We start from the raw sequence: 24,928 nt of genomic DNA, 5'->3' as shown, positions 1-24,928 counted from the left end.
ATTAACGCAAAACTTAATGAAAAAAGCAATCTGTACATTTGGTAGCTATTACTTAACAGAAGGCTTTCCCCGCTTTAGAAGCATGGCTGAAAGTATGGATATCTTTGATGATATATATACTATCTGTGAAAAAGATTTAGATGCAAACTTTTACAAAAGATGGGGACGATACCTGATCCCATACTCCAGAGGTTTTGGCTATTGGTGTTGGAAGCCCTATTTTATCCTCAAAATATTGAAAAAAATGGAGGACGGCGATGTACTTCTCTATTCAGATATTGGCTGTTATTTTAATCCCAAAGGCAAAGAACGACTCTTAGAGTATTATGATATTGTAGAGAAAACTCCAACCGGAATACTTGGGGTAAAGAGCCAAGAGGTGAGCTACAACGGCATGCCCGAAACTCTTTATTATGAATATGAATGGACAAAGGGCGACCTGTTTGAGTATTATGGTGTATATAACGATAAGGCTTATACACATACTCCTCAGTTTGAATCCACTATTATTTTTTTCAAAAAAAGCCCTGTTGTGATGCAGTTTGTGAGAGACTGGTATCAGGCATATCTCGATGATTACAGTCTTGCTACAGACTCACCGTCACGAATTCCTAACTTGCCCGGATTTAAAGAAAACAGACACGATCAAAGCATTTTCTCTATCCTTGCTAAAAAATATGGTATAGCAGAAATTTCTACAAACGAAATATTTCAACGAGACTGGAATCTTCTCGAAAAGTACCCGATCCAGGCTCGCAGAGACAAGTATTACCCAAGCAAATATCACTACAAACATCGTTTTAGATTGAGAAAGCTTTATCGCAGGTGGTGGAAAATAAAATATTGGTTCAAAGATAGACTATAATTATACAACCTTGCATGAAAAAAATATTATGCACATTTGGTAATACACTATTAGCTCCGGGATTTCCTCAGTTTGTACAAAATGCAGAGGCAATGGGAGTATTCGACGAAATATATACATATACCGAAAAAGACCTAAGTAAAGATTTCAGGAAGAAATGGGGTCGATACATGTATCCTTACTCAAAAGGGTATGGCTATTGGTGTTGGAAACCACCTTTGATAAAGAAAACACTCGACACGATGGAAGAAGGAGATATTCTACTCTATACAGATGTAGGATGCTACCTAAATCCGAATGGAAAAGAACGACTGGCCGAATATTACGACATAGTAGAAAAAAGCCCTTCGGGAATGTTAGGCTTCAGAAGTTTTGAGAAAAACTATAACGGGATGCCTGAGGGATTACGCTTCGAGTATGAATGGACTAAAGGTGACATTTTTGATTACTTTGGAGTCAGAGACAACACAGAAGTAACTCAAACAACCCAATATGAAGCAGGGATCATTTTCATCAAAAAGGGGCCTGTATCTACAACCTTTGTAAATGAATGGGTAAAGGTTATTGATGATGATTTCAGTCTTATCACGGATGCTCCTTCAAGAAGCCCTAATCTACCAGGATTCCAAGAGAACCGTCACGATCAAAGCATCTATTCTATGCTAGCAAAAAAATATAAGATAGAGGCAGTATCGACAAACGAACTAATTCCTTTGGGAGGGGTAATGGATTGGTCTATCATAGATAAGTATCCGATACAAGCTCGCCGAAATGTTTACTACAAAAGTATGCGTCATTACAATCGCCGTTTTCAATTGCGAAAACTATACGGAATGTGGTGGAAGTTTAAATATTTTTTTAAGGATTTATTCAGAATATAATTTATATGAGCATCATTCTTAAGCGACTTAAACAAAAACAATCCATATTTTATATTATCTGCTTTACATTATTCTTATTAAGTTTTTACACAAATGTTTTTAAGATAATACCGGAAAGCAGATATCAAGGATATGAAACTTTTGTAGAGGCTCTCGTTGTGGGGAAAATGGCTAAAGCCCAAAAGGATGGAGTCCTCGCTGCATCAGGATTTACAGGGGTAAATTATGATAAGACTCTTGTTGCAGACAGTATCTTGAAAGGCGACCAGATAAACGACTTGCTAATACGAGATCATATCATCATCCAATTTAAAGATTCTCAACTCAACTATTTTGTAGGAAAAGAAAACACACCCAAGGATTATTGTGTTTATGTAAGCCATTCGGGAGGAAACGCTTTGTTTTGGTATGGAATTCATAAAATTCTTCCTTTCGATAACTATACGAACTATCAAATACTAAGACTTATCAATTGTATACTCTTATCCTTGTGTTTTGTGCTGATCATAGGTTGGATATACAGAAATTTTGGTTTTATTACTGCTATCGTCACATTCCTATTTACATTTTTGTCTTCGTGGCTTGTATTGTTTGGGGGTAATGGATTGTGGTGGGCTTTATGGAACTTTTATGTTCCTTTTTTAACGATGCTCCTACTTTTAGAAAAAAGACATAATTTTCCCGAAAAAGTATCTGTAAATAGGATTCTAACCTGGCTATTTATAGCTGTACTAGCCAAACTATTTTTCTCGGGTCTGGAATTTATATCAACAGCGATGCTGACTATTTTCATTCCTATCATTTATTATGCTATTCTTGAAAAGTGGAAAATCGTAGATCTTATAAAACTGTCCGTTAAGTCTGGTTTGGTTGCCACAGGAGCTATTATTATACAGTTCGGAGTATTAATTATTCAGCTGAGATATTTATTAAACAGCTATGATGCAGCATTCCAATATCTGGCAAATGCTTTCTTTAGAAGGGCATCTTTTAAGAGCGGATTGTCCGGTGCAGATCTGGATAGCGATCGTTTTGCAGATTCCGATTCTTTATCTTTTCTTTGGAATAATGTAATCAAAGATTACCTGAGAGGTAATGCTTTCGAATGGGGTTTTATTGACAAAGGTTTTGAATTTTGGTTTGCGGTTCTAATCGGTATTATTCTACTTTTTTATGCAATAGTTTTGTTCTTAGGTATCAAACTAAACACAAGAAAGTACATGGCGTTGGTTATTTCTACGCTCATGTCTGCTATCTGCCCGCTTTCGTGGTATGTGATATTCAAAGAGCATTCATTCTGGCATCCACAGATCGATTTTATTATCTGGTATATGCCTTTCCTTTTGCTTGGATTTGCTGTTATTGGAGTGGGAATATCTCTATTGAGTAGCAAAAAAAGTACTATTGAGAAAGTATAAAAAAGAGAACTGTTTGGAGTGTATTATCCTTATCTCTTTGTCATGTTGAACGAAGTGAAACATCTCGATTCTAAAAAGAGATACTTCGTTACACTCAGAATGACATAGCTATACAGTCCAAACAGTTCTATATATAATCAAATATTACTTACCAATATGTGCTGATAAGAAGCTTTCCATTGCACGGTAGAAATCGAAACGATTCTCTTCATTGTGGAAACCGTGACCTTCATTGTCTTTTACCATATATTGGGTTTCAACACCTCTTTTCTTCAATGCCTCAACCATCTGGTCCGATTCATCTTTATTTACACGAGGATCATTTGCTCCTTGTGCTACAAACAACGGTGCTTTAATCTTATCTACATGGAATACAGGTGAAGCACTTTCGAGCAATTCTTTATCAGCAATAGGATCTCCCACCATTTCGTGCATCATATCAAGCATCGGTTTCCAATATGGAGGAATTGTATTCAAGAAGGTAAACAAATTGGATACACCCACATAGTCAATTCCACAAGCGTAAAGATCAGGAGTAAATGTTAGTCCGGCAAGTGTTGCATATCCTCCATAACTACCACCATATATGGCTATTCTAGAAGGATCGGCTATACCTTTCTTTTTCAGCCATTCCACACCGTCGGTTATATCATCCTGCATTGTTTTCCCCCATTGCTTGAACGATATTTCCCAAAATTTCTTGCCAAATCCGGTAGATCCTCGGAAATTCATTTGGAATACAGCATATCCTTTATTGGCTAAGAATTGTACCTCCGGATTAAAGCCCCAACTATCACGTGCCCATGGGCCACCATGCGGATTAACAACTACAGGCAGATTTTTTGCTGTTTCCAAAGTATATCCTTTCGGTAGAGTGAGGTAACCTTCTATCGTTAAACCATCACGTGTAGTATATTTCACACAATTCATTTCGGCCATATTATTTTCATCGAGCCAAGGATAAATATCTGCAATATGAGTCAGTTCATCTTTCTTTACATCATAGAGATAGTATCCTCCGGGAGTTTTATCGTTATATGTACGAACAATCAGCATATCTTCATCTTTATTTTGGCTGCTAACGCTAAGAGGTTTTCCTGATACTTTTGCTGTTACTTTATCGAAAACAGCTTTCAAATCTTTATCGAAGAAATGACGCTTTGCTCCTTCATGAGCCTGATAAGACGCAGCCTGCAACCTCTTATATTTTCGAGAATATGAAATTCCAGACAGATCGTAAGTATCATTTTCGTACAAAACTTCTACTTCTTTGGCCGTTTGTGGATCAAATATTACTACAGCTTCTTTATCTCTGCCAATATTAGAGGTAGCATACAACTTCTGGTTATCTGGAGTAAAATAATAAGGGCTTATACTTTCTTTAAAGTTTGTAGTGATAAGTGTTCTGAATGGATCACTTTCTTTATCACGATACAATAGGCTCTGATTTACACCATCAAGTGCGATAGCAATACGCAGTTTTCCATCGTGGTCTGTCATCCAGCCCTGAATATTTCCGGGATTCTCAGCTAATATTGTCAGCTCACCGGTCTCGATATTTAGCCTGTATGGATCAAACACCTGTGGATTTCTTTTATTGAGACCAATAATAACTTCGCTCTCTATCTCAGGCAGATCGTCAATAATAGTAGTACGTACCTTCTCAAAAGCTGTAAGCGGAAGAAGATTACTTCCATCAGCATTTACACCATATAGCTGAAAGTTTTCATCGCCCCCTGTATCTTTGAGAAACAAGATGCGATTATTATTTCCCCAAAAGTAACCGGCAATATCTCTTTCTGTTTCAGAGGTTAGTCTTACAGGCGTATTGTCACCTACTTTTTGTACAAAAATATTCATGCGTCCTTCATAAGGCGCTGTAAAAGAAAAATGTTTCCCATCCGGCGATATCTGATAAGATGCCTTTTCGGGGTTTCTGAAAAAATCTTCTAAAGGGATGTTGGGAGCTTGACTAAAAACGCTCATCGAGGTAAATAAAAACATCAACATAAGGATGTTTGTGACAAATGATTTCCTTTTCATAATCTATTAAATTTAAAACTCTATTTATATATTAGTCGTAATAAGGTGGAAATAATCACAAAATATACCAAGTATACGAATGAACTCAAAATATTCAAATTAAAAAAGGGTAGCTGAATAAATCCAACTACCCCTCAAGAAATATATATTCACTATACTTAATTCTTAAAATCTAACTCTCCATCTCTCATATCAATTATAATAGACTTCGATTTATCTATAGTACCGGCAAGCAACTGTCTCGACAGCGGGTCTAACACCATTCGCTGAATAACCCTTTTTACAGGACGTGCGCCAAACTCCGGGTCGAATCCCATTTGAGAAATCCAATTGACTGCTTCATCTTCGAATTTGAGATCGACACCATTTCCTTTCAGCATGCGGACAACGCCATCGAGCTGAATACGAACCACCTGCTCTATCTCTTTCAATGTCAATGGCTCGAACATAATTATCTCGTCGATACGGTTCAAGAATTCGGGACGAATATTTACTTTTAGCATATTGAGAACTTCCTTTTTGGTTCTTTCTACTACTTCATCATGATTCTTTGGCGTAATACCTGCAAAGTTTTCACGAATCAGTGGAGATCCCATATTAGATGTCATAATGATAATCGTATTCTTAAAGTTTACCACTCGTCCTTTATTATCTGTCAACCGTCCATCATCAAGCACTTGCAACAGAATATTAAACACGTCGGGATGTGCTTTTTCTATCTCATCGAAAAGAACGACAGAATAGGGTTTACGGCGGATAGCCTCGGTAAGTTGACCTCCTTCGTCATAACCTACATATCCCGGAGGTGCTCCTATAAGACGGGTAGCACTAAATTTCTCCTGATACTCGCTCATATCTATACGTGTCATCATATTCTCATCATCAAACAAGAATTCAGCCAAAGCTTTTGCCAATTCGGTTTTACCGACACCTGTTGTACCTAAGAATATGAACGAACCTATCGGACGTTTCGGATCTTGCAACCCTGCACGACTACGGCGAATAGCATTGGATACGGCAGAGATAGCCTCATCCTGACCAACAACCCTTCTGTGCAGCTCTTCTTCCAGGTTTAATAACTTATCCTTTTCACTCTGGAGCATCTTGTTCACAGGTATACCTGTCCAACGAGAAACAACATCGGCAATATCAAAAGAATCGACCTCTTCCTTTACCATTGCCTGACTACCTTGCATCTCATGCAATTGAGATTGAAGTTGAGCAATGCCTGTTTCCAGTTCTTTTATTTTGCCGTAACGTAATTCCGCAACTTTACCATAGTCGCCTTCACGTTCTGCTTTTTCAGCCTCAAACTTAGCATTCTCAATATCTATCTTATTCTGCTGTATCTTATTGATGACTTCTTTTTCTGATTGCCATTTTGCTTTAAGTTCTGTTTCCTCTTCTTTGAGTTTACTGATCTCTTTGGTCAATTCAGCTTCTTTCTGTTTATCATTTTCTCGACGAATAGCTTCTCGCTCAATCTCCAATTGCTTGATACGACGGCTCTTTTCATCAAGTTCTTCGGGAACAGAATCCACTTCCATACGTAATTTGGCAGCCGCCTCATCCATCAGGTCAATTGCCTTATCGGGTAAGAAGCGATCTGTAATGTAACGGCTCGAAAGCTGGACAGCAGCAACAATAGCCTCATCTTTGATACGTACCTTATGGTGATTTTCATATTTCTCTTTCAAGCCACGCAGGATAGATATTGCATCCACTTCGCTTGGCTCGTCTACCATCACTATCTGGAAACGACGTTCGAGTGCTTTATCTTTCTCAAAATATTTCTGATATTCGTCCAAGGTAGTCGCTCCTATCGAACGCAATTCTCCACGTGCTAAGGCAGGCTTCAAGATATTGGCTGCATCCATAGCACCTTCGCTCTTACCGGCTCCTACGAGAGTATGTATTTCATCGATGAAAAGAATAATCTCCCCTTCCGATTTAGTCACTTCGTTCACTACCGATTTGAGACGCTCTTCGAATTCTCCTTTGTACTTAGCCCCTGCAATCAGGGCACCCATATCTAAAGAATAGATTTGTTTGCTTTTTAAGTTTTCGGGCACGTCTCCACGGACAATACGATGAGCAAGCCCTTCGGCAATAGCTGTTTTTCCTGTACCGGGTTCACCGATAAGTATTGGGTTATTCTTTGTTCTACGACTCAAAATCTGAAGTACCCGACGGATTTCTTCATCACGACCAATTACGGGATCAAGTTTGCCATCTTTTGCTCTTTGAGTCAGATTGATAGCATATTTTTCCAAAGACTGATATGTATCTTCTGCACTTTGGCTATTTACGTTACTGCCTTTACGCAATTCACTTATAGCCTGCTGCAATTCATTTTCTGAAACTCCGGCATCTTTCATTATCTGTGAAGCCGAACTTTTAGTAGCTAAAATACCTAACAGCAAATGCTCGATAGATACATACTGATCTCCCATTTTCTTAGCATAATCCATTGCTTTGTCCAAAGCTGAATTACTTTCGCGGCTTAAGTATGCTTCGCCCCCACCCGATACTTTCGGGAAGGAGTCTATTTCTTTATTAAGCACAGAAGTAATATATGCCGGATTAGCTCCAAGCTTTTGAAAAAGAAAATTCACAACATTCTCACCACTCATAATCACTCCAAGTAGAATATGAGCAGGCTCGATAGCTTGCTGTCCTCTCTCTTTCGTTATCTCAATTGCTTTTTGAACAGCCTCTTGAGATTTGATTGTAAAATTGTTGAAATTCATATTTTTAGTTTCTTTATTTCGTTATTTATCGTATCTATATTCTATCGTTCAAATTACTTGCCAAAAACTAATGGTGACAAAATGTCAGCAAATAACTTTATAACTGATAACGAATAGGATATAAAAAAGAGACTATCCCTGAAGGATAGCCTCTCATATCGTGTATTCTACTTTTACTGACGGTTATTTATTATTTTCTAGCCATTTCAGTCTCCTTTGATCAGGTAAATGAGTCACCTTAAAGTTTTCGAATTTAGCCTCAAATCCATTTCCATCAGGACTTGCGGCCATCAATCCTACCATTACAGGAGTATTATCTTGCAAATAAGCATTACGCATCATAGTATATGTTTTATCATCGAAAGAATAAAAAATCTCAACTGCATCAATACGTCTTACAGCTTTGATCCATACATAAGATATTTTTTTATCCAATTGAATAACACTCCAATCGCTCGTCTTATGAGTTACAACAGTACTTAGATTATACTTTCCATCTACAAATTCGATCCCTGTCTTTATGTAGTTTTCGTGATCTATACGAAGCATCAAACCCATTTGATCGAAACGAGCTTTGTAATCTCCCGTAATTTTTACTTTCACCTCAAACTCTCCTCCATATGTAGTGTAGTAAAAAGGTGCATCGTCGACAGTAAACCCATAGTGAGATATACGCCAATAATCACTCTGAGGAGTTACAAACATACTTAATGTTTTATTTTTTACTTCCCATTTTTCAGGTTCATTGAACCATTGCATTTTTTCTAAACTCTGAGCTGAAGCAAATTGGGCTAATACTACAGCAAATAAACTAACTGCGATTTTTTTCATTTTTCTATCTTATTTTTAATTTACGATTATATCCTATGTTACGAGAAATCTCCAATCCTGTATCCCTGATCTGGAGTCCTATATTTTTCACTTTTTCTTTGGGTAAGCGTCCTGCGGGGCCCGAGGTCCAAATACAAGCTATTGCATTTCCTTTTTCGTCAAATATGGGGGCTGCAATGCAATGCACACCTTCAACGGTCTCGTTCAGGTCTATTGCATATCCGTCCTGAATTATCTTATTCAATTCTTTCTCCAAATGCTCTTTATCTGTTATCGTGTATTCATTCAGAGCTTCAAAACGTATCTCCGAAAGTTTTTCTTTTTGCTTCTTCCCCGACATAAAAGCCAGTAATACTTTACCCGGTGCAGTAGAATGAAGATTAAAGCGCATACCCTGCTGCAAGATGAATACAAGTCGAGATTGCCCTGCACTTGCTTCAGCAATACTACCTCAGAATCAACGAGTGTTCCGATCATCACAGATTCACCGACTCTATCACGCAAACGCTTCATATATTCCTCCGACATCTCAATGATATCATAGCTACTTACAGCTTTAAGTCCCAGCAGAAGTAACTTTCGGGAAAGGAAATAACGAAAGTTACCGGGTTCTCGCCCTATGTAGCCGATTTCGAGAAGATTTGTCGCTATTTTATAAATGGAGGACTTTGGATAATCGAGAAGCCCAACAATTTCTTGCAAAGTCAGTCCTTGAGGGTGCTCCGACAAAAGCTCAAGCAACTCCATCGACTTGGTTATCATCGATACATTCCTATTTTCCATTCAATCTATATTTATACACAAAAACAACAAACAATACACATATATAAATCAAATACATATATAAGGATAAATATATAAATTTTGAATAAATATCAAAAGCTAATTCAATAAAAAAAGCTGCATACAAAAATGTACACAGCTTACATATCGTTAATACTGTAAAATTAAAGGAGGCTATCCGGATTTAAGTTTACAGCTTCAATATCTTTAAAGTAATTGTATGTTCCTACTTTTAGTTCATAAGTTGCCATCTCGTCGCAAACAATAATTCCCTTAGGATGTAATTGCAAAGCCGTGATAGTCCACATCTGGTTGATAGAACCTTCTACCACCTGAGCCAAAGCACGGGCTTTGTTGTGACCATTCACCATGATTAGCACTTCTTTAGCATCAAGAATTGTTCCTACACCAACAGTCACTGATGTTTTTGGCACTTTGTTGACATCGTTATCAAAAAAGCGTGAGTTCGCAATAATTGTATCCTGTGTCAGCGTTTTAATACGAGTACGAGAAGACAAAGAAGATCCCGGCTCATTGAAAGCAATATGACCATCAGCACCAATTCCACCCAAGAACAAATCAACACCACCTACAGCCTTCATTTTGGCTTCGTAAGCAGTACACTCTGCCTCAAGGTCTGATGCATTGCCATTGAGCATGTTTACATTTTCGGGATTGATATCTATATGGCTGAAAAAATTGCTCCACATAAAAGTATGATAACTCTGCGGATGATCTTTCGGCAAACCGACGTACTCATCCATGTTGAAAGTGACAATATGCTGAAAGGAAACTCTCTTTTCCTGATAATGCTTTATCAACGCTTTATACATACCCATAGGCGAAGAACCAGTAGGCAATCCTAACACAAAAGGTTTTTCAGCAGTTGGATTTGCAGCTTTAATCTTAGAAACTACATAGTTTGCCGCCCATTGCGAAAGTAAATCGTAATTTGGTTGAATAATTAATCTCATGATTATTAAATCTTAAATATGTTAGTTTATAAAAAACAAAGCAAACCCTTTAGTACAATATACTAAAAGGTTTGTCTTCGTAATGATATTATAAAGGATGATATTCTACAAAAGCTTCAATCGCTTCGTAAGATGCCAGCCCTAATTGTCGGTACAATTCAGCAGTAGCACGGTTTCTGTCTTCGGAACGTTGCCAGAACAGACGCTCATCGTTGCCCAAGAACGGAGCACTCTCCATTTGCGACTGATGTTTCAGAATTGCATTTCTCTTTTTACGGAGTTCTTCGGGAGAGATAGGCACAGCCATTTCAATATGGTCAATTTCCCACTCAGCCCAAGCACCACGATACATCCAGATACGGCATTCTTTCAACCACTCAGCACCCTTTAGCTCATCAATAGCAGCAAGTATCGCATCAAGACACACTTTGTGAGTTCCATGTGGGTCAGCCAAATCACCTGCAACAAATATCTGATGAGGTTGTACGCTTACCAAATAGTTTTTCACGATTTCTACATCTGCTTCTGAAATCGGATTTTTCTTCACACGCCCAGTTTCATAAAATGGAAGATCTAAGAATGTAACGTTTTCTGGTTGCACTCCTACATAGCGACAAGCTGTTGTAGCTTCCTGACGGCGAATATGCCCTTTCATGAAAAGAATGTCTGCTGTATCAACATCACCTTCTTTTTTATCTTGCAATAAAAACTGCAAAACATCAGCATACTTTTTCTTCAATACATCATTATTGGCATCGTATTTATTTCTCACATCTTCTAAGAAAGAAACATAGCGAACTACTTCTTCATCGCCTACCGCAATATTACCTGATGTCTGGTATGCCACATGCACATCGTGCTTCTGATCAACAAGACGTTTGAATGTTCCTCCCATAGAGATTACATCATCATCGGGATGCGGACTAAAAACGATTACTTTTTTTGGATACGGAGTTGCTCGCTCAGGACGATTGGTATCATCAGCATTTGGTTTACCTCCCGGCCAACCGGTAATTGTATGTTGAAGATCGTTAAATATCTTGATATTTACATTGTAAGCAGAACCGTATAGCGCCAATAACTCTTCGAGGCTATTATCTTGATAATCTTTATTCGTTAATTTCAAGATCGGCTTATTCACTTTGAAACAAAGCCAAACAATAGCTCTGCGAATCATTTTGCTAGTCCACTCACAGCTTGTCACCAACCAAGGCTGGTTTATACGAGTCAGACTAAATGCCGCATTCAGGTCGATATGCACAGTTGTATTTGGATGAGCTTGCAAGCATGAAGCAGGAACAGACTCAGAAACAGGGCCTTCTACCACATCTTTTATACTTTTTGCCTTATCCTCTCCCCAAGCGATAAGAGCTATCTCACGAGCCCTCATAATAGTAGATATCCCCATAGTAACAGCACTAGGCGGAACCTGCTCTAAAGAACCGAATGTGTTTATAGCTTCTTTTCTCGATTGCTGATCCAACAGAACTAAGCGAGTATTTGAGTTCATACTCGATCCCGCAATGTTAATTCCGATATTACCGGCACGACCTAAACCCAACAACAAATAATCAATTCCTCCAACGTTTTGTATAGTCTGTTCGTAGGCTTTACAATAGTTCAAAATTTCCTCTTTGCGTACTTGTCCATCAGGAGAATATACATTGTTCAGATCAATATCTATATAATCCAAGAAAGACTCTTTCAGTAGTTTCAGATTACCACTAGACTGAGGTGCAAGAGGATAAAACTCATAGATATTGAATATCACAACATCTTTGAAGCTTAGTCCTTCTTCTTTATGTAAACGTATCAGTTCTTGATAAATCGTTTGAGGTGAATGTCCTCCGGGAAGTGCCAAAACAAATTTTTGTCCGGCAATAGTTTTGTTTTTAATCTTTTGCGCAATATCTCTAGCGATGCTTAGTGAAGCCTCTACTGAAGATTCATATATTTGGGTGGGTACTTTCTCGAAACGAGTTAAAGCAGAAAGCTCAAATTCATTTTCGGGACGATAATATCGTGGTGACACCCGATCTAATACGATTTGCGAACTTAAATCCAATCTCATGTTAAAAATTTATTAATGGTTCTATTGTAAATATTTATTATAAAAAGTCAAACAACTAAAGCAGCTGCTCCAAGTAGGTATATATCTTCTTTACGAGATAGTAGTATCTTCATTCTCTTTATTGTCTCAGGATAAGGAAAGGTAGCAATCACATCAAACATCTTCTCAGAAAATAACTGGTATCCTGCCGAGAGACCTCCCCCTAGTATTATAGCTTGCGGATCGTAAGTAAACAAAATAGCATTTATAAGTTTGCCGATATGCTTACCAAATTCTTCCCACAGTAAAATCATTTTTGTATCTCCAACCAAAGCCATGTTTAAAGCATCTCGACCGGAAATATTATTACGATCAAAGAATTTGCGACTGCAATAATATTCATAATCGGCATCAAGATAAGGAAGACTTCCTATTTCTCCGGCGCCGGTATTATTTCCGTTATACAATACGTCATTGATAATAATTCCAGCTCCTACCCCGGTACCGAGAGTTACACAAACAATATTCCGGTAAGCTGTACCTTCGCCATAATAACGCTCGCCGAAAGCAAAACAGTTAGATTCGTTATTTACAAAAACAGGAATTCTGAATTCTTTTTCCAGAATATCTTTCAGGTAGACTCTTTTCCATGAAGGTATATTCACAGCATTATATACAATTCCCTGCTCTGCATCAACCACAGATGGTACTCCGATGCCAATCCCTCTAATATTTGAGTTCATTACCTTGCGGATCATATCACACAAGTTAGACAGAATCGCATCTTCTGATTCTGTAGCATTCGTGGGGGCTTCTATTTTTTTATATATTTGTCCGCCATCAACTACTCCCATACGGATTTTTGATCCACCTATATCTATTCCGATTCTCATAATAAACTACACGCCCCTGTTATGTTATTATTATAATGCAATTACACAATTAATGTTCACTCATGTGATCATCGCCAAAGCTGCCAGACATCCTTATTCTACTCATTTTTCATAATAAATCGTCAGGTAATACAAATATACAGAGCATTCTAAGAATATCCGTTAGCGTAAATGTTAATTAACATTTACTTTCATTATTATTTAAATATGACAGCACATGAGACTAAAAACAAACAAATAATCCCTCCAATTTTAACCTTCAATCTTTTTAATTTAATTTTTTTAATAAAAATTCCTCTTTTATAAAAAGAGACACATTAAACATTATTTTCCCAACAGGCAATAACAACCTCCTCTTGACAGCAAAACATTTTTATTTATTATCTTCGTAGAACAAAAACAACAGAAAGGTAACTTTATTTGAATTTAGGCATTAAACCGAAAGATGACAGATTCTTTTCAAACAGATATAAAATACCTGGCAGGTGTAGGCCCCAAAAAGGCTGAAATACTCAACAAGGAAATAAATGTATTTTCGGTTGAAGATTTACTATATTATTTCCCCTACAAATATATAGACCGCAGCCGTATCTATTTTATACACGAAATAGACGGTAATATGCCATATATACAAATTAGAGGAAGAATTACAGCTTTTGAAACATTCGGTGAAGGCAGAAAAAAAAGGCTCGTAGCACATTTTACTGACGGCACAGGATTTATTGATCTCGTATGGTTTCAAGGAGCAAAGTTCATTACGGATAAATATAAAGTGAACTTACCCTATATTGTTTTTGGAAAACCTACTCTTTTTGGAGACAAATTTAATATTCCACACCCGGATATTGATCCATATATCAGCGAAGAAGAACGTCCTACAGGCTTGATGCCTTATTACAACACAACAGAAAAAATGAAAAACCATTATCTGAACTCAAAAGCAATTCAGAAAATAATGGCGGCCGCATTTTCTTCAGTCGTAAGAAGCTTACCCGAAACGCTACCGGACAGCATCATCAACGAAGCTCGCTTGATGGGATTAAAAAGTGCTATGCGCAATATTCATTTCCCGGAGAGTACGGCATTGTTACGAGAAGCACAATACAGGTTAAAGTTTGAAGAGTTATTCTATATTCAACTAAACATTCTAAGATATACCGCCGACAGAAAGTCAAAGTTAAAAGGATTCGTTTTTTCTAAGGTAGGCGACTACCTTAATAGATTTTATGATGAAAACCTCCCCTTTCCTTTAACCAATGCACAAAAACGAATCATAAAAGAGATCAGGCAGGATATGGCTACTGGCGAACAAATGAATCGCTTACTGCAAGGAGATGTTGGTAGCGGAAAGACGCTTGTAGCGCTTATGCTTATGCTAATCGCATTGGATAACAACTTCCAAGCAGCCCTAATGGCTCCAACGGAAATATTAGCAACCCAACATTACCAAACAATCACAGAGGCATTAGCAGGGCTTGATGTAAATGTAGAATTACTGACCGGCTCAACAAAAAAATCGGATAGGGAACGCATACACAATGCTCTTTTGACGGGAGACCTTCAAATATTAATTGGCACACATGCCCTTATAGAAGACACCGTACAGTTTTCAAACTTAGGCTTAGTGGTTATTGACGAGCAACATCGCTTTGGCGTAGCACAACGAGCCAAATTGTGGTCGAAAAACGTAAACCCGCCACATATCTTAGTAATGACTGCCACCCCTATACCCCGCACGCTGGCAATGACCGTATATGGCGATCTGGACGTATCGGTAATAGACGAGCTTCCACCGGGACGCAAGCCGATACAAACAATTCATCAGTATGATAAAAAACGAGGGGCTTTGTACGAATCCATTCGCAGACAACTGCAAGAAGGTAGGCAAGTATATATAGTGTATCCACTGATAGAAGAAAGTGAGAAGCTCGACCTTAAAAATCTCGAAGAGGGGTTTGAGCATATAAAAGAAATCTTCCCCGATTATACGGTCTGCAAGGTTCATGGCAAGATGAAACCCAAAGAAAAAGATGCAGAAATGCAACGCTTCGTAACCAATGAGGCTCAGATAATGGTAGCCACTACCGTTATTGAAGTGGGTGTAAACGTACCAAACGCATCCGTTATGGTGATAGAATCGGCTCAACGCTTCGGGCTATCACAGCTGCACCAATTGAGAGGGCGTGTTGGTCGTGGAGCAGACCAATCATATTGTATTCTGGTGACGCCTTACGAGCTATCAGCCGACACACGGAAGCGTATCGACATAATGGTAGAAAGCAATGACGGCTTTGAAATAGCCGAAGCCGACCTAAAACTAAGAGGGCCTGGCGATCTGGAAGGAACTCAACAAAGCGGCATCCCATTCAATCTGCGGATAGCAAATCTTGTACGAGACGGGGAGATACTGCAATATGCACGTGAAGTCGCCCAGAAAGTACTGGATGAAGATCCGCAAATGGAAAAGCCTGAGAGCTTATTACTAAAGAGACAATTACGCAAACTAGGTGGTAACAAGTACAACTGGGGCTTGATCAGCTAATTGACAGACATCGCTTTTGTTAATTCTTTGATATGTTCATCTAAATATTTAAGTCGCTTCTTCGTATCGTCAACATTTTCATCCGTTTCATTTTTTCTTATCAGACCTTCTAGGTATTCGTTCAAATCGTATCTATAATTCTGATAGTATATAAGAGCGTTCGAACTATCTTTTATCTGATTTTCGTACAATTGACCTATCGCAAAATTTATTGTCATTTTCTGATTGGTTCCGGCATATATCAATGCCTTTTTATATGCTTCTACAGCATCTTCGAAAAGAGAGCCCTTATCATAAGCCGATGCCAATCCTTTATAATAAAGATATAAAGTCAGATCAGACGGAATTGTCCTATCCAACAATTTCCGAAACAAGGGAATTGCCTTTTTATGATCTGCCAATTCGTTCGAACTTACAGCCAGACAATAGAGCACATTATTATTTGTAGTATCCTGGCGAAATGCTTTGTCTAAAAAAATCTCAGCTTCGTAATTCTCCCTCAATGAATAGTAAGAAATTCCAAGACTACGGTTAACAATAAGCGAGGAATCACCGGCTTCGTAACACTTCTTAAATCGGGAAATCGCTTCCTCATAGTTATCCATCATATAATATGTCAACGCATTCAGCAAATTCATCTGCTGATCGGTACTATCTTTTTCAAGATATGCTGTAGAGTAAGCTAAAGCCTCTAGGCTACGATCTGCCTTTAAACATAGGTTAACAAGACTTGCCGCAGAATAACTATCAGAGGGATTCGTATCCCATGCTACTTTGAAGTACACCATAGCACTATCAGCTTGATTCATCTTCTCAAAACATTGAGCGATCTGAGATAAAGTGTTGGGAGAATTATTGCGACTGTATATCTCTTTAAACAAACACAAAGCTTTTTCGTATTTCGTCTGTTGGAATAGCAGTTCAGCCTTTTGTATTTTATAATATAAATTCGTTGAGTCTAAACGAATCAGGTCATCATAGCAATCTATCCCTGCTTGCCTTCGCCCAGTTATTGCAAAACAATTCGCCAATTCAGATTTGACCCGAACATTTTCAGGGTTATCCGTAGATAGTCTTTGTAAAATATCGATCGATTTCAAATAATTACCTAAAGCTTTACGGCACATCGCTTCCTGAAACTGTAGATACGTCGAAGGTTCTTTAGCGGAGATATATTCCAACGCTTTTTGGTATTGAAAATTTTGAATGTAAGTTTCCAGATCATTTTCTACAGTTTGAGAAAATAAAACAGAATGCACAATTAAAAAAGAAAGGAGTATCAAGGTCTTTTTCATAGATTATCTTTTGCAATTCAAGATTAATAGAGGTAGGCTATACTATCACCTAGCCTCTATATAATCTTGAGAAAAAAATCTGCTATTTCTTTGTTGTATTTACTACAGTATCTTTTTTAAGTCTATATACAATCGGCAATGTGAAATAGACAGGTACAGCTATTCCATTCTGCTTGCCAGGCGTCCAATTTGGCATAGATTGTATCATTCTCACTGCCTCTGCATCACATTCGGGGTCGATACCTCTAATAACTTTTACATCTGAGATCTCACCTGTTTTACCCACGATGAAGCGAACTGTTACACGGCCCTCTATACCTGCTTTTTGTGCAGATTGGGGATATTTCAGATTATCTGCTACAAACTTCTGCATCGCCGCCTCCCCTCCGGGAAACACCGGCATATCCTCTACGGTAATAAAAGGATGATCTAGAGATGGTTCAGCACCACCTTCTTTCAATGTAATTTCTTTCAATGTAATGCCTTCTTTTTTAGGAGTTCCATATCCGACAGCAACCATAACATCTTTATCTTTTTCTCCCTCCGAAAAATTCTTCTTACTACCTGATATTTTGAATATCAAAGGTAATGTATAGTACACATCAACAGCTTTTCCATTTTGCTTTCCGGGAATCCATTTAGGCATAGCCTTCACTATACGGACTACTTCTTCATCCAAAGACGGATAAACACCTCTTATAACCTCTATATCTGTAATATCCCCTGTACTTCTTATAACATAACGCACAATGACACGCCCTTCTACCCCTTTTTCCTGAGCTTCAACAGGATACTTCAAATTCTCCCCAATAAATCTTTGCTGAGCATTCAGTCCTCCCGGAAATTCAGGCATTTTGTCTACAGTCACATATACATCCCCTTTTTTCTGAGGCACTTGTTGCCCGTCATTAACAAAAGGTATCGTTATCATATCGGCTATATCCGGCGAAGCCTGCACAGCATTTCCTAATAGCAAAACAAAAACAACCGGTGCAAGCAATAAATATTTAGTTGCTTTACCTAGCGATGTTCTATTTTTATTCATCATGGTAATTCGTTTTTTTAATTGTGAAACATTAAAATTGTTTATAATTGGTATACCGGTATTTACGTTTGATACTTGCAGTAATATATATTGGTATTCTTTAGGGCTAAACCCTTCTTTCAACACCCCCTCATCCGCCAAATATTCAAGATTTATTTTTATTTCCTTTTTCAGAAGCCAGACAAAAGGATTCCACCAAAAGAATATACACAAAATCTCAGCCAGTAATACATCTACAGAGTGCAGTTGCCTGACATGCACTACCTCATGAGCTATAATTTCTTTTAATTTTTCCTCTCCATCAATTTGAGAACCGATAAAAATCCATCTGAAAAATGAGAATGGAGAAACCTTCTTGTCTTTTATTTTTACAATACAACATGTATCTAATTTTTCAGAATCATGACCGATCCTTAACTTTAGTATACAAAATAATTGCATTGTAAATCGCAACGCATAAATCAGAGATACTGCTCCTATTGCAAATAAGGCAATCAGCTTCCAATCGATCACCGAAACCTGTTCTGCGGGCATTGCCGATACCTCTATTTGCGAAAGCCAATATGCCGGTATCTGAACAGGAACTTCTTCCTTAGTCGTCACTTCTATCATCAAAAAAGGAAATAGTAATGAAAAAGCGATTGAAAAAAGAAAATAAAACCTCCTCAGTCGAAAAAAAGTATCCTTTCTGAGCAACAACATATATAAGCCATAAAATAAAGCCAATGATACAGAAGCTTTAATCAAATAAGGTATAATTGTGTGTTCCATGGCGTTAACAATTAAATGATTTATTCTTTTCCTTTTTCTATCATTTTCACTATTTCTTGCAACTCTTCAGGAGATATTTTTTCTTCTTTCACAAAGAACGAGACCAACTCTTTATACGAGTTTTCGAAATAACTCTTCACCACATTCGACATAAAAGCCTTCTTATAATCATCTTCGGCTACTTTCGGAGTATAAACCCACACATTTCCATATTTCTTAGAATTCAAATACTCCTTTTGCTCCAGATTGCGAACAATAGAAGCAACGGTAGTGTAAGGTGGTTTGGGGTCATCCATTTCATTTAGGATGTCTTTTACTACACACTCTTTTAATTGCCAAATATGAAGCATTACCGCTTCTTCCTGATGGGTTAACTTTTCCATTATTATAAATTCTACGTAGATTTACTATTTTTTCGTAAATATAGATGTTATTTTTTATAATGCAAATATTTAGAAAGTTTTTTTTATGAAATAAAGAGAGAAAACGATAGAACCTCGTATTTCTTTATCAATAAAAGCTGAATCTACTTATTACTTTTTCAACCAAAGTTCAGTTACCTTTAAAAATCCTCCGTTAGGTATATAATAATAAAAAGCAGATGCACTAGTACCATACGTTAATCCTGAGAAAATTATCATCTTACCTACATTATTCTTATTAAATTCTGTACTACAACTTGAATATTCTTTACCATCAATACCTTTTACAACAATAATATCCAAAACAGTAGTCCCGTTTTTAATTTTTTTCAGGATAATCTGACCTTTCACTTGCGTTAGCTCTCCCTGAAGAGCTTGTTCTGAAGAGATACAATTCTCACCAGAAATATCAGCAGACAATTGAACCTGCTCACAATCTGCTATTTCATAATTAAAATCAAGATCCGAGTCATCACTACAAGCAGTCACTAGAATAAGCGACAATGCGCTAAAAAGAAATAATATAAGCTTTTTCATATTTTAAGAAGTAGGTTAACTATATAATATATGATGCAAAAAAGCTTCAGAATGTTGCTTGTAAGCACAAAAAAAGAATAGTTATCACAAAACTGATACCATACAAATAAGAAAACAACTTATATAAAGGATTATTTCCCTGGCAAAACCTTATTCTTAGGTGTAGTAGCTACAAATTCTTTGAGATAGAATGGCTCAAAATAAGCAACGTCTACAAATGATTTTTCCTCATAGGCTTTTTCTGCTAATGTCACCATATTTGCGGCCTTCGGATATACGTTATCTATAAATTGAGCATTCGCATGCGACAAGACGTTTTTACATTTGTCTGCGCCATTGCCGAAAAAGGCTATCTTATTTTCATTCAGAATGTCAGCAAAAGAATTTTCGTCTATAATATCAGCCGATATTTCTTTTTTCAAGTTTAAGTCAAAGTCAAATAAGGTATCATAAACCTCCATTCTACGAGCATCTATCATCGGACAAAGAAGAATTGACCGATCAATCATGTTTGATTTTACAACCCCATAAGCCATTAATTCTAATGTATTAATTGCAATCAGAGGAATACTCAATCCATAGCAAAGACCTTTTGCCTCAGACACTCCGATACGAAGTCCCGTATAAGAACCGGGTCCGCAACTAACAGCAACGGCATCTAATGACATATTCTCCAATCTCAGAAATTGGATTGCTTCATTTACATATTCTCCGAGGAGAACAGCGTGGGAAGGGCCTTCTATATTTTCTTTTTCAAATATTATTTCACCTCGATTAGAGACAGCTACTGAGCATACTTCTGTAGAAGTTTCTATACTTAAAATACAAGACATTACATTTTCTTTTTTACAGGATGTAAAATTACACAAAATCTTGATAATTAAATTTTATTCATACTTTATCTAATATCTAATATCCATACTTTTTTGTACATTTGAGTAGTTTTAACAGATATACAGATAAAAATTAACAACAAACGGTTGTTATAGATATTAAGAAATAATTTAATAAGAGAAATATGAGTAAGAATAAAGCTCCTCATAAAAAAGACAAAAGGAAGACTAAGAGCGACATTACAAATTCCGTTGTAAACTTTTTCAACAAGAATGCTTCCGAATCATTTGGCATCAAACAGGTAGCCGAAAAATTAGGGTTCAAAAAACCGGCCGAGAAACAACTAATAAGCAATATACTATACGATCTCCAAGAAGATGATTTTATAATAGAAACCGGAAAGGGAAAATATAAATCGAACAATAGAGGAATTTTCGTTGAAGGAATATTCGAACGAAGAAGCAATGGTAAAAACTTTTTCGTACCCGATGGAGAAGGTGAATCTACACATATATTTATTGCCGAGCGCAATTCGGCGCATGCAATGAATGGCGACCGTGTGAAAATACAAATGTTGGCAAAACGAAAAGGGCGTGATCCGGAAGGAGAAGTATTAGAAATACTGGAACGAAAACAAACAACATTTGTTGGCACACTCGATGTGCAAAAGCAATTTGCTTTCTTGGTAATGGACAGCAAGATACTTGCAAATGATATATTCATCCCGAAAGAAAACCTCAAAGGAGGAAATGACGGAGACAAAGCATTGGTAGAGATAGTGGAGTGGCCTCAGAAAGCTAAAAATCCGATAGGAAAAGTTATAGATATACTTGGAAAGGCAGGAGAAAACAATACCGAGATGAATGCTATCCTCGCCGAATTTGGGCTGCCATACAAATATCCCGAAAAGGTAGAAGCAGCAGCAAATAAAATACCGGATGACATCTCCGCCGAAGAAATAGCCAAACGCGAAGACATGCGCAATACAACGACATTCACCATCGACCCGCGAGATGCAAAAGACTTCGACGATGCATTATCTATCAAACAATTAAAAAACGGACGTTGGGAGGTAGGAGTCCACATAGCTGATGTGACCCACTATGTACAAGAGGGAGACACAATAGACAAGGAAGGTGAAAGCAGAGCTACATCGATCTATCTTGTAGACCGCACCATCCCGATGCTCCCCGAAAGACTGAGCAACAACTTGTGCTCACTACGTCCTCACGAAGATAAACTATGCTACTCTGTTATATTCGAACTAGATGATGAAGCAAATATAAAAAAGCATAGAATCACCCGCACTGTTATCCATTCGGACAGACGATTTACGTACGAGGAAGCACAAGATATAATAGAAGGAGCAGAAGGAGACTTTAAAGAAGATATCCTACAGTTGAACGACTTAGCAAAGAAATTGAGAGCTAAACGCTTCAACGACGGAGCTATCGCATTCGATCGTCACGAAGTGAGATTCGAAATCGATGAGAAAGGAAAACCGCTGAGTGTTTACTTCAAGTATGCAAAAGATTCGAATAAGCTGATAGAAGAGTTTATGCTTTTGGCAAATAAAACTGTAGCTGAGTTTGTAGGAAACGTTCCAAAAAATAAAAATGCAAAAACATTTGTTTATCGTATCCATGATATACCAAATACCGAAAAGATGAAAAATCTCTCCGAGTTTATCCGTCGTTTTGGCTACAAAATCAAAGTAGATGGAACAAAGACAAATGTATCGAAGGCTATCAATCACCTGCTGGATGAAGTGAGCGGAAAACCAGAGGAGAATCTTATTTCTACGATCGCTATCCGTGCGATGGCAAAAGCAATATATTCTACAGTCAATATCGGTCACTACGGACTGGCATTCGAATACTATACACATTTTACCTCTCCCATACGCCGCTACCCCGACATGATGGTGCACAGGCTACTCACCAGATACCTGGATGGAGGACGCAGTGTAAACAAACATCTATACGAAGGCAAATGTGAACATAGTTCTGAAATGGAACAGCTAGCCGCGAATGCAGAAAGAGCATCTATCAAGTACAAACAAGTAGAATATATGTCTGATAAACTCGGACAGGTTTTCGACGCTGTCATTTCCGGCATAACAGAATGGGGTGTTTATGCGGAAATCAATGAAAACAAATGTGAGGGTATGATCCCGATACGAGATTTGGATGATGACTTCTACGAATTTGATGAAAAGAATTATTGCTTACGAGGTCGTCGCAAAAAACGCACTTACAGCCTTGGCGACCCTCTGAAAATTAAAGTTGCCCGTGCCAATCTGGAACGAAAACAACTCGATTTTGCACTGGTTGAAGAATAAAATGAGGTTCTGCAACCAAATATAAAGAAGAACTGTTTAGACACACTACAGTTTTTACGATATACAGAGTGAAACAAATAATCTCAATGAGAAGAAATGTTTCACTCTGTTCAAATATATCAGAGATTACCTGAATCAGGCTATAAAAGCTGATCTTTTTTATTTACACCTTATTTTTTATTACTTTTGCTGAATTATAGTCAATTTTTATTAATCATCATCAACAACTTTACGTGTATGAACAAATATTCTATTAGATCTTTCATCGAAGAAACTGCACAAGATGAATCAAAAAACGACTTCTTCCAACTGGAAAGCACTCATATGCTTGAGCTTAACATCAACAACCAAACGGTGATGTTAAAAAAAGGAGCAATGGTAGCCTATACAGGAAACATAAAGTTTGAAAGGGAAGGCATGTTGAGTAAAGGTATCGGAAATTTACTAAAGAAAACAATGTCGGGAGAAGGAACCACCATGATGAGAACTTCCGGAACCGGACGTGTATATGCTGCCGATTTCGAGAAAAGAGTAAGAATCTTATATCTTGAAAACGAAGCTATCAATGTAAATGGGAATGACATCCTTGCTCATGAAAATTCTATACAGTCAGATGTAAAGATGATGAAAAGTATTGCCGGCATTATGGGTGGCGGACTATTTCAAGTACGTCTGGCGGGGACAGGACATGTGGCTATTACTACTCACGGTAAACCAATGACACTGTTGGTGAAACCGGGACAACCAATATTTACTGACCCTAACGCTACTGTTGCATGGTCGGGCAATCTGACTCCAACTATAAAAACAGATATATCCCTCAAAACATTCATCGGACGTGGTAGCGGCGAAAGCTTCCAGATGATGTTTGAAGGCGAAGGTTGGGTAATAGTACAACCATGTGAAGAAGTGTACGGCGCGCCTCAATAATCAGTAAAAGTTCTTTATATATAAAAAAAGGTATTCATTGAGAATACCTTTTTTAATTTTCTCCCTAATTATTCATTTCTATTTATTAAAAAACATAATTCATTATGTATTTTTAAGCTAAATGTACTACTTTTGCACTTTAATAAAATATTTAAGGAGAAGAGCTTCTATGAAGACAGTAAAAATCAAAGATAAAGAATTCGAACTATTTCTGACACAGGAGGTAATTGAAAAAGCAATAGATGATATCGCAGAAAAACTGAACAAAGATTTAGCAGGTAAGGATCCTTTATTTATCTGTGTTCTCAACGGTTCTTTTATGTACGCTTCGGAACTGATGAAGCGTGTCACTGTTCCAAGCGAAGTATCTTTCGTGAAAATGTCATCTTATCAAGGTACGTCATCGTCAGGTAAATTGAAAGAAATATACGGACTTGAAGAAGATATTACCGACCGTACAATAGTTATTGTTGAAGATATAGTAGACACAGGCTATACGATGTCTTTGATGCTCGAACAGTTGGCATGCGATAGCCCGAAAGAAATACTTGTAACTACACTCCTTCTTAAACCCGATGCCCTAAAGCATAAAGTACAGCTAGACTATGTGGCATTAGAAATCCCTAGCGACTTTATCGTTGGATACGGACTCGATTATGATGGTTATGGCCGCAATCTTGCTGACATATACAAAATAAAAAACTCTTAACAATAATATTTACG

Annotated in this window: 18 protein-coding genes and 1 pseudogene; 7 read left to right on the top strand and 12 right to left on the bottom strand. The window is 37.5% G+C overall.

From position 1 onward, the window contains the following. The first annotated feature begins 16 nt into the window (after positions 1-16). The 3 genes from HMPREF9456_RS03300 to HMPREF9456_RS03290 are packed head-to-tail and all read left to right on the top strand — an operon-like array spanning position 17 to position 3,164. A complete protein-coding gene (locus HMPREF9456_RS03300) occupies positions 17-865 on the top strand; it encodes a hypothetical protein (protein WP_006842038.1) in 849 nt (282 codons plus the stop codon). Between the two features lie 14 nt (positions 866-879). Next, positions 880-1,746 carry a hypothetical protein gene (locus HMPREF9456_RS03295; RefSeq protein ID WP_006842037.1) on the top strand — a complete coding sequence of 289 codons (867 nt, stop codon included), beginning with the start codon at positions 880-882 and terminating at the stop codon, positions 1,744-1,746. A gap of 5 nt (positions 1,747-1,751) precedes the next feature. Beyond that, entirely contained in the window at positions 1,752-3,164 is a 1,413-nt protein-coding gene (locus HMPREF9456_RS03290; RefSeq protein WP_006842036.1) for a hypothetical protein, read from the top strand. Between the two features lie 144 nt (positions 3,165-3,308). On the opposite strand, the gene HMPREF9456_RS03285 is transcribed toward HMPREF9456_RS03290, so the two are convergent. From HMPREF9456_RS03285 to HMPREF9456_RS03255, 7 genes and pseudogenes are all read right to left on the bottom strand, one after another. Further along, complete coding sequence (locus HMPREF9456_RS03285) at positions 3,309-5,207, bottom strand: S9 family peptidase (protein ID WP_006842035.1); 1,899 nt, start codon at positions 5,205-5,207, stop codon at positions 3,309-3,311. A gap of 158 nt (positions 5,208-5,365) precedes the next feature. Continuing rightward, on the bottom strand, positions 5,366-7,957 hold the full coding sequence (clpB, locus tag HMPREF9456_RS03280; RefSeq protein ID WP_006842034.1) for an ATP-dependent chaperone ClpB: 2,592 nt from the start codon (positions 7,955-7,957) through the stop codon (positions 5,366-5,368). Between the two features lie 183 nt (positions 7,958-8,140). Next, positions 8,141-8,788: a DUF1349 domain-containing protein gene (locus HMPREF9456_RS03275; protein WP_006842033.1), complete on the bottom strand. Its 648-nt coding sequence runs from the start codon at positions 8,786-8,788 to the stop codon at positions 8,141-8,143. A 4-nt stretch (positions 8,789-8,792) separates the two neighbouring features. Then, a pseudogene (locus tag HMPREF9456_RS17660) lies at positions 8,793-9,535 on the bottom strand (IclR family transcriptional regulator). 200 nt (positions 9,536-9,735) lie between these two features. Next, positions 9,736-10,545: a glucosamine-6-phosphate deaminase gene (gene nagB / locus HMPREF9456_RS03265; protein ID WP_006842030.1), complete on the bottom strand. Its 810-nt coding sequence runs from the start codon at positions 10,543-10,545 to the stop codon at positions 9,736-9,738. Between the two features lie 88 nt (positions 10,546-10,633). Then, positions 10,634-12,616, bottom strand: a complete 1,983-nt coding sequence (locus HMPREF9456_RS03260; RefSeq protein ID WP_006842029.1) for a glucosamine-6-phosphate deaminase — start codon at positions 12,614-12,616, stop codon at positions 10,634-10,636. A 47-nt stretch (positions 12,617-12,663) separates the two neighbouring features. Then, positions 12,664-13,488 carry an ROK family protein gene (locus HMPREF9456_RS03255; RefSeq protein ID WP_006842028.1) on the bottom strand — a complete coding sequence of 275 codons (825 nt, stop codon included), beginning with the start codon at positions 13,486-13,488 and terminating at the stop codon, positions 12,664-12,666. A gap of 445 nt (positions 13,489-13,933) precedes the next feature. Here HMPREF9456_RS03255 and recG point away from each other — a divergent pair, with 445 nt between their 5' ends. Next, positions 13,934-16,030 carry an ATP-dependent DNA helicase RecG gene (gene recG / locus HMPREF9456_RS03250; protein WP_006842027.1) on the top strand — a complete coding sequence of 699 codons (2,097 nt, stop codon included), beginning with the start codon at positions 13,934-13,936 and terminating at the stop codon, positions 16,028-16,030. Here the strand turns inward: recG and HMPREF9456_RS03245 are convergent. From HMPREF9456_RS03245 to tsaB, 5 genes are all read right to left on the bottom strand, one after another. Beyond that, complete coding sequence (locus tag HMPREF9456_RS03245; RefSeq protein ID WP_006842026.1) at positions 16,027-17,325, bottom strand: tetratricopeptide repeat protein; 1,299 nt, start codon at positions 17,323-17,325, stop codon at positions 16,027-16,029. The genes recG and HMPREF9456_RS03245 overlap by 4 nt on opposite strands. 82 nt (positions 17,326-17,407) lie before the next feature. Continuing rightward, a complete protein-coding gene (locus HMPREF9456_RS03240; protein WP_245530982.1) occupies positions 17,408-18,982 on the bottom strand; it encodes a M56 family metallopeptidase in 1,575 nt (524 codons plus the stop codon). Positions 18,983-19,161: 179 nt separating this feature from the next. After that, positions 19,162-19,524: a BlaI/MecI/CopY family transcriptional regulator gene (locus HMPREF9456_RS03235; RefSeq protein WP_006842024.1), complete on the bottom strand. Its 363-nt coding sequence runs from the start codon at positions 19,522-19,524 to the stop codon at positions 19,162-19,164. A 150-nt stretch (positions 19,525-19,674) separates the two neighbouring features. Continuing rightward, entirely contained in the window at positions 19,675-20,100 is a 426-nt protein-coding gene (locus HMPREF9456_RS03230) for a hypothetical protein (protein ID WP_006842023.1), read from the bottom strand. Positions 20,101-20,231: 131 nt separating this feature from the next. After that, positions 20,232-20,933 (bottom strand): tRNA (adenosine(37)-N6)-threonylcarbamoyltransferase complex dimerization subunit type 1 TsaB, encoded by a 702-nt coding sequence (gene tsaB, locus HMPREF9456_RS03225; protein WP_006842022.1) that lies wholly within the window; start codon positions 20,931-20,933, stop codon positions 20,232-20,234. A 185-nt stretch (positions 20,934-21,118) separates the two neighbouring features. On the opposite strand from tsaB, the gene rnr reads away from it, so the two are divergent. The 3 genes from rnr (at position 21,119) to hpt (ending at position 24,914) form a co-directional block, all read left to right on the top strand. Further along, positions 21,119-23,275 (top strand): ribonuclease R, encoded by a 2,157-nt coding sequence (gene rnr, locus HMPREF9456_RS03220; protein WP_006842021.1) that lies wholly within the window; start codon positions 21,119-21,121, stop codon positions 23,273-23,275. Between the two features lie 237 nt (positions 23,276-23,512). After that, positions 23,513-24,205, top strand: a complete 693-nt coding sequence (locus tag HMPREF9456_RS03215) for an AIM24 family protein (RefSeq protein WP_006842020.1) — start codon at positions 23,513-23,515, stop codon at positions 24,203-24,205. A gap of 169 nt (positions 24,206-24,374) precedes the next feature. Beyond that, entirely contained in the window at positions 24,375-24,914 is a 540-nt protein-coding gene (gene hpt / locus HMPREF9456_RS03210; protein ID WP_006842019.1) for a hypoxanthine phosphoribosyltransferase, read from the top strand. The last annotated feature ends 14 nt before the right edge of the window (positions 24,915-24,928 follow it).

Origin of the sequence: Dysgonomonas mossii DSM 22836 (assembly GCF_000213575.1) — a bacterium.
Classification (GTDB): Bacteria; Bacteroidota; Bacteroidia; order Bacteroidales; family Dysgonomonadaceae; genus Dysgonomonas; species Dysgonomonas mossii.
The sequence above is the reverse complement of the archived record's forward strand: the minus strand, read 5'-3'. Positions and strand labels throughout refer to the sequence as shown.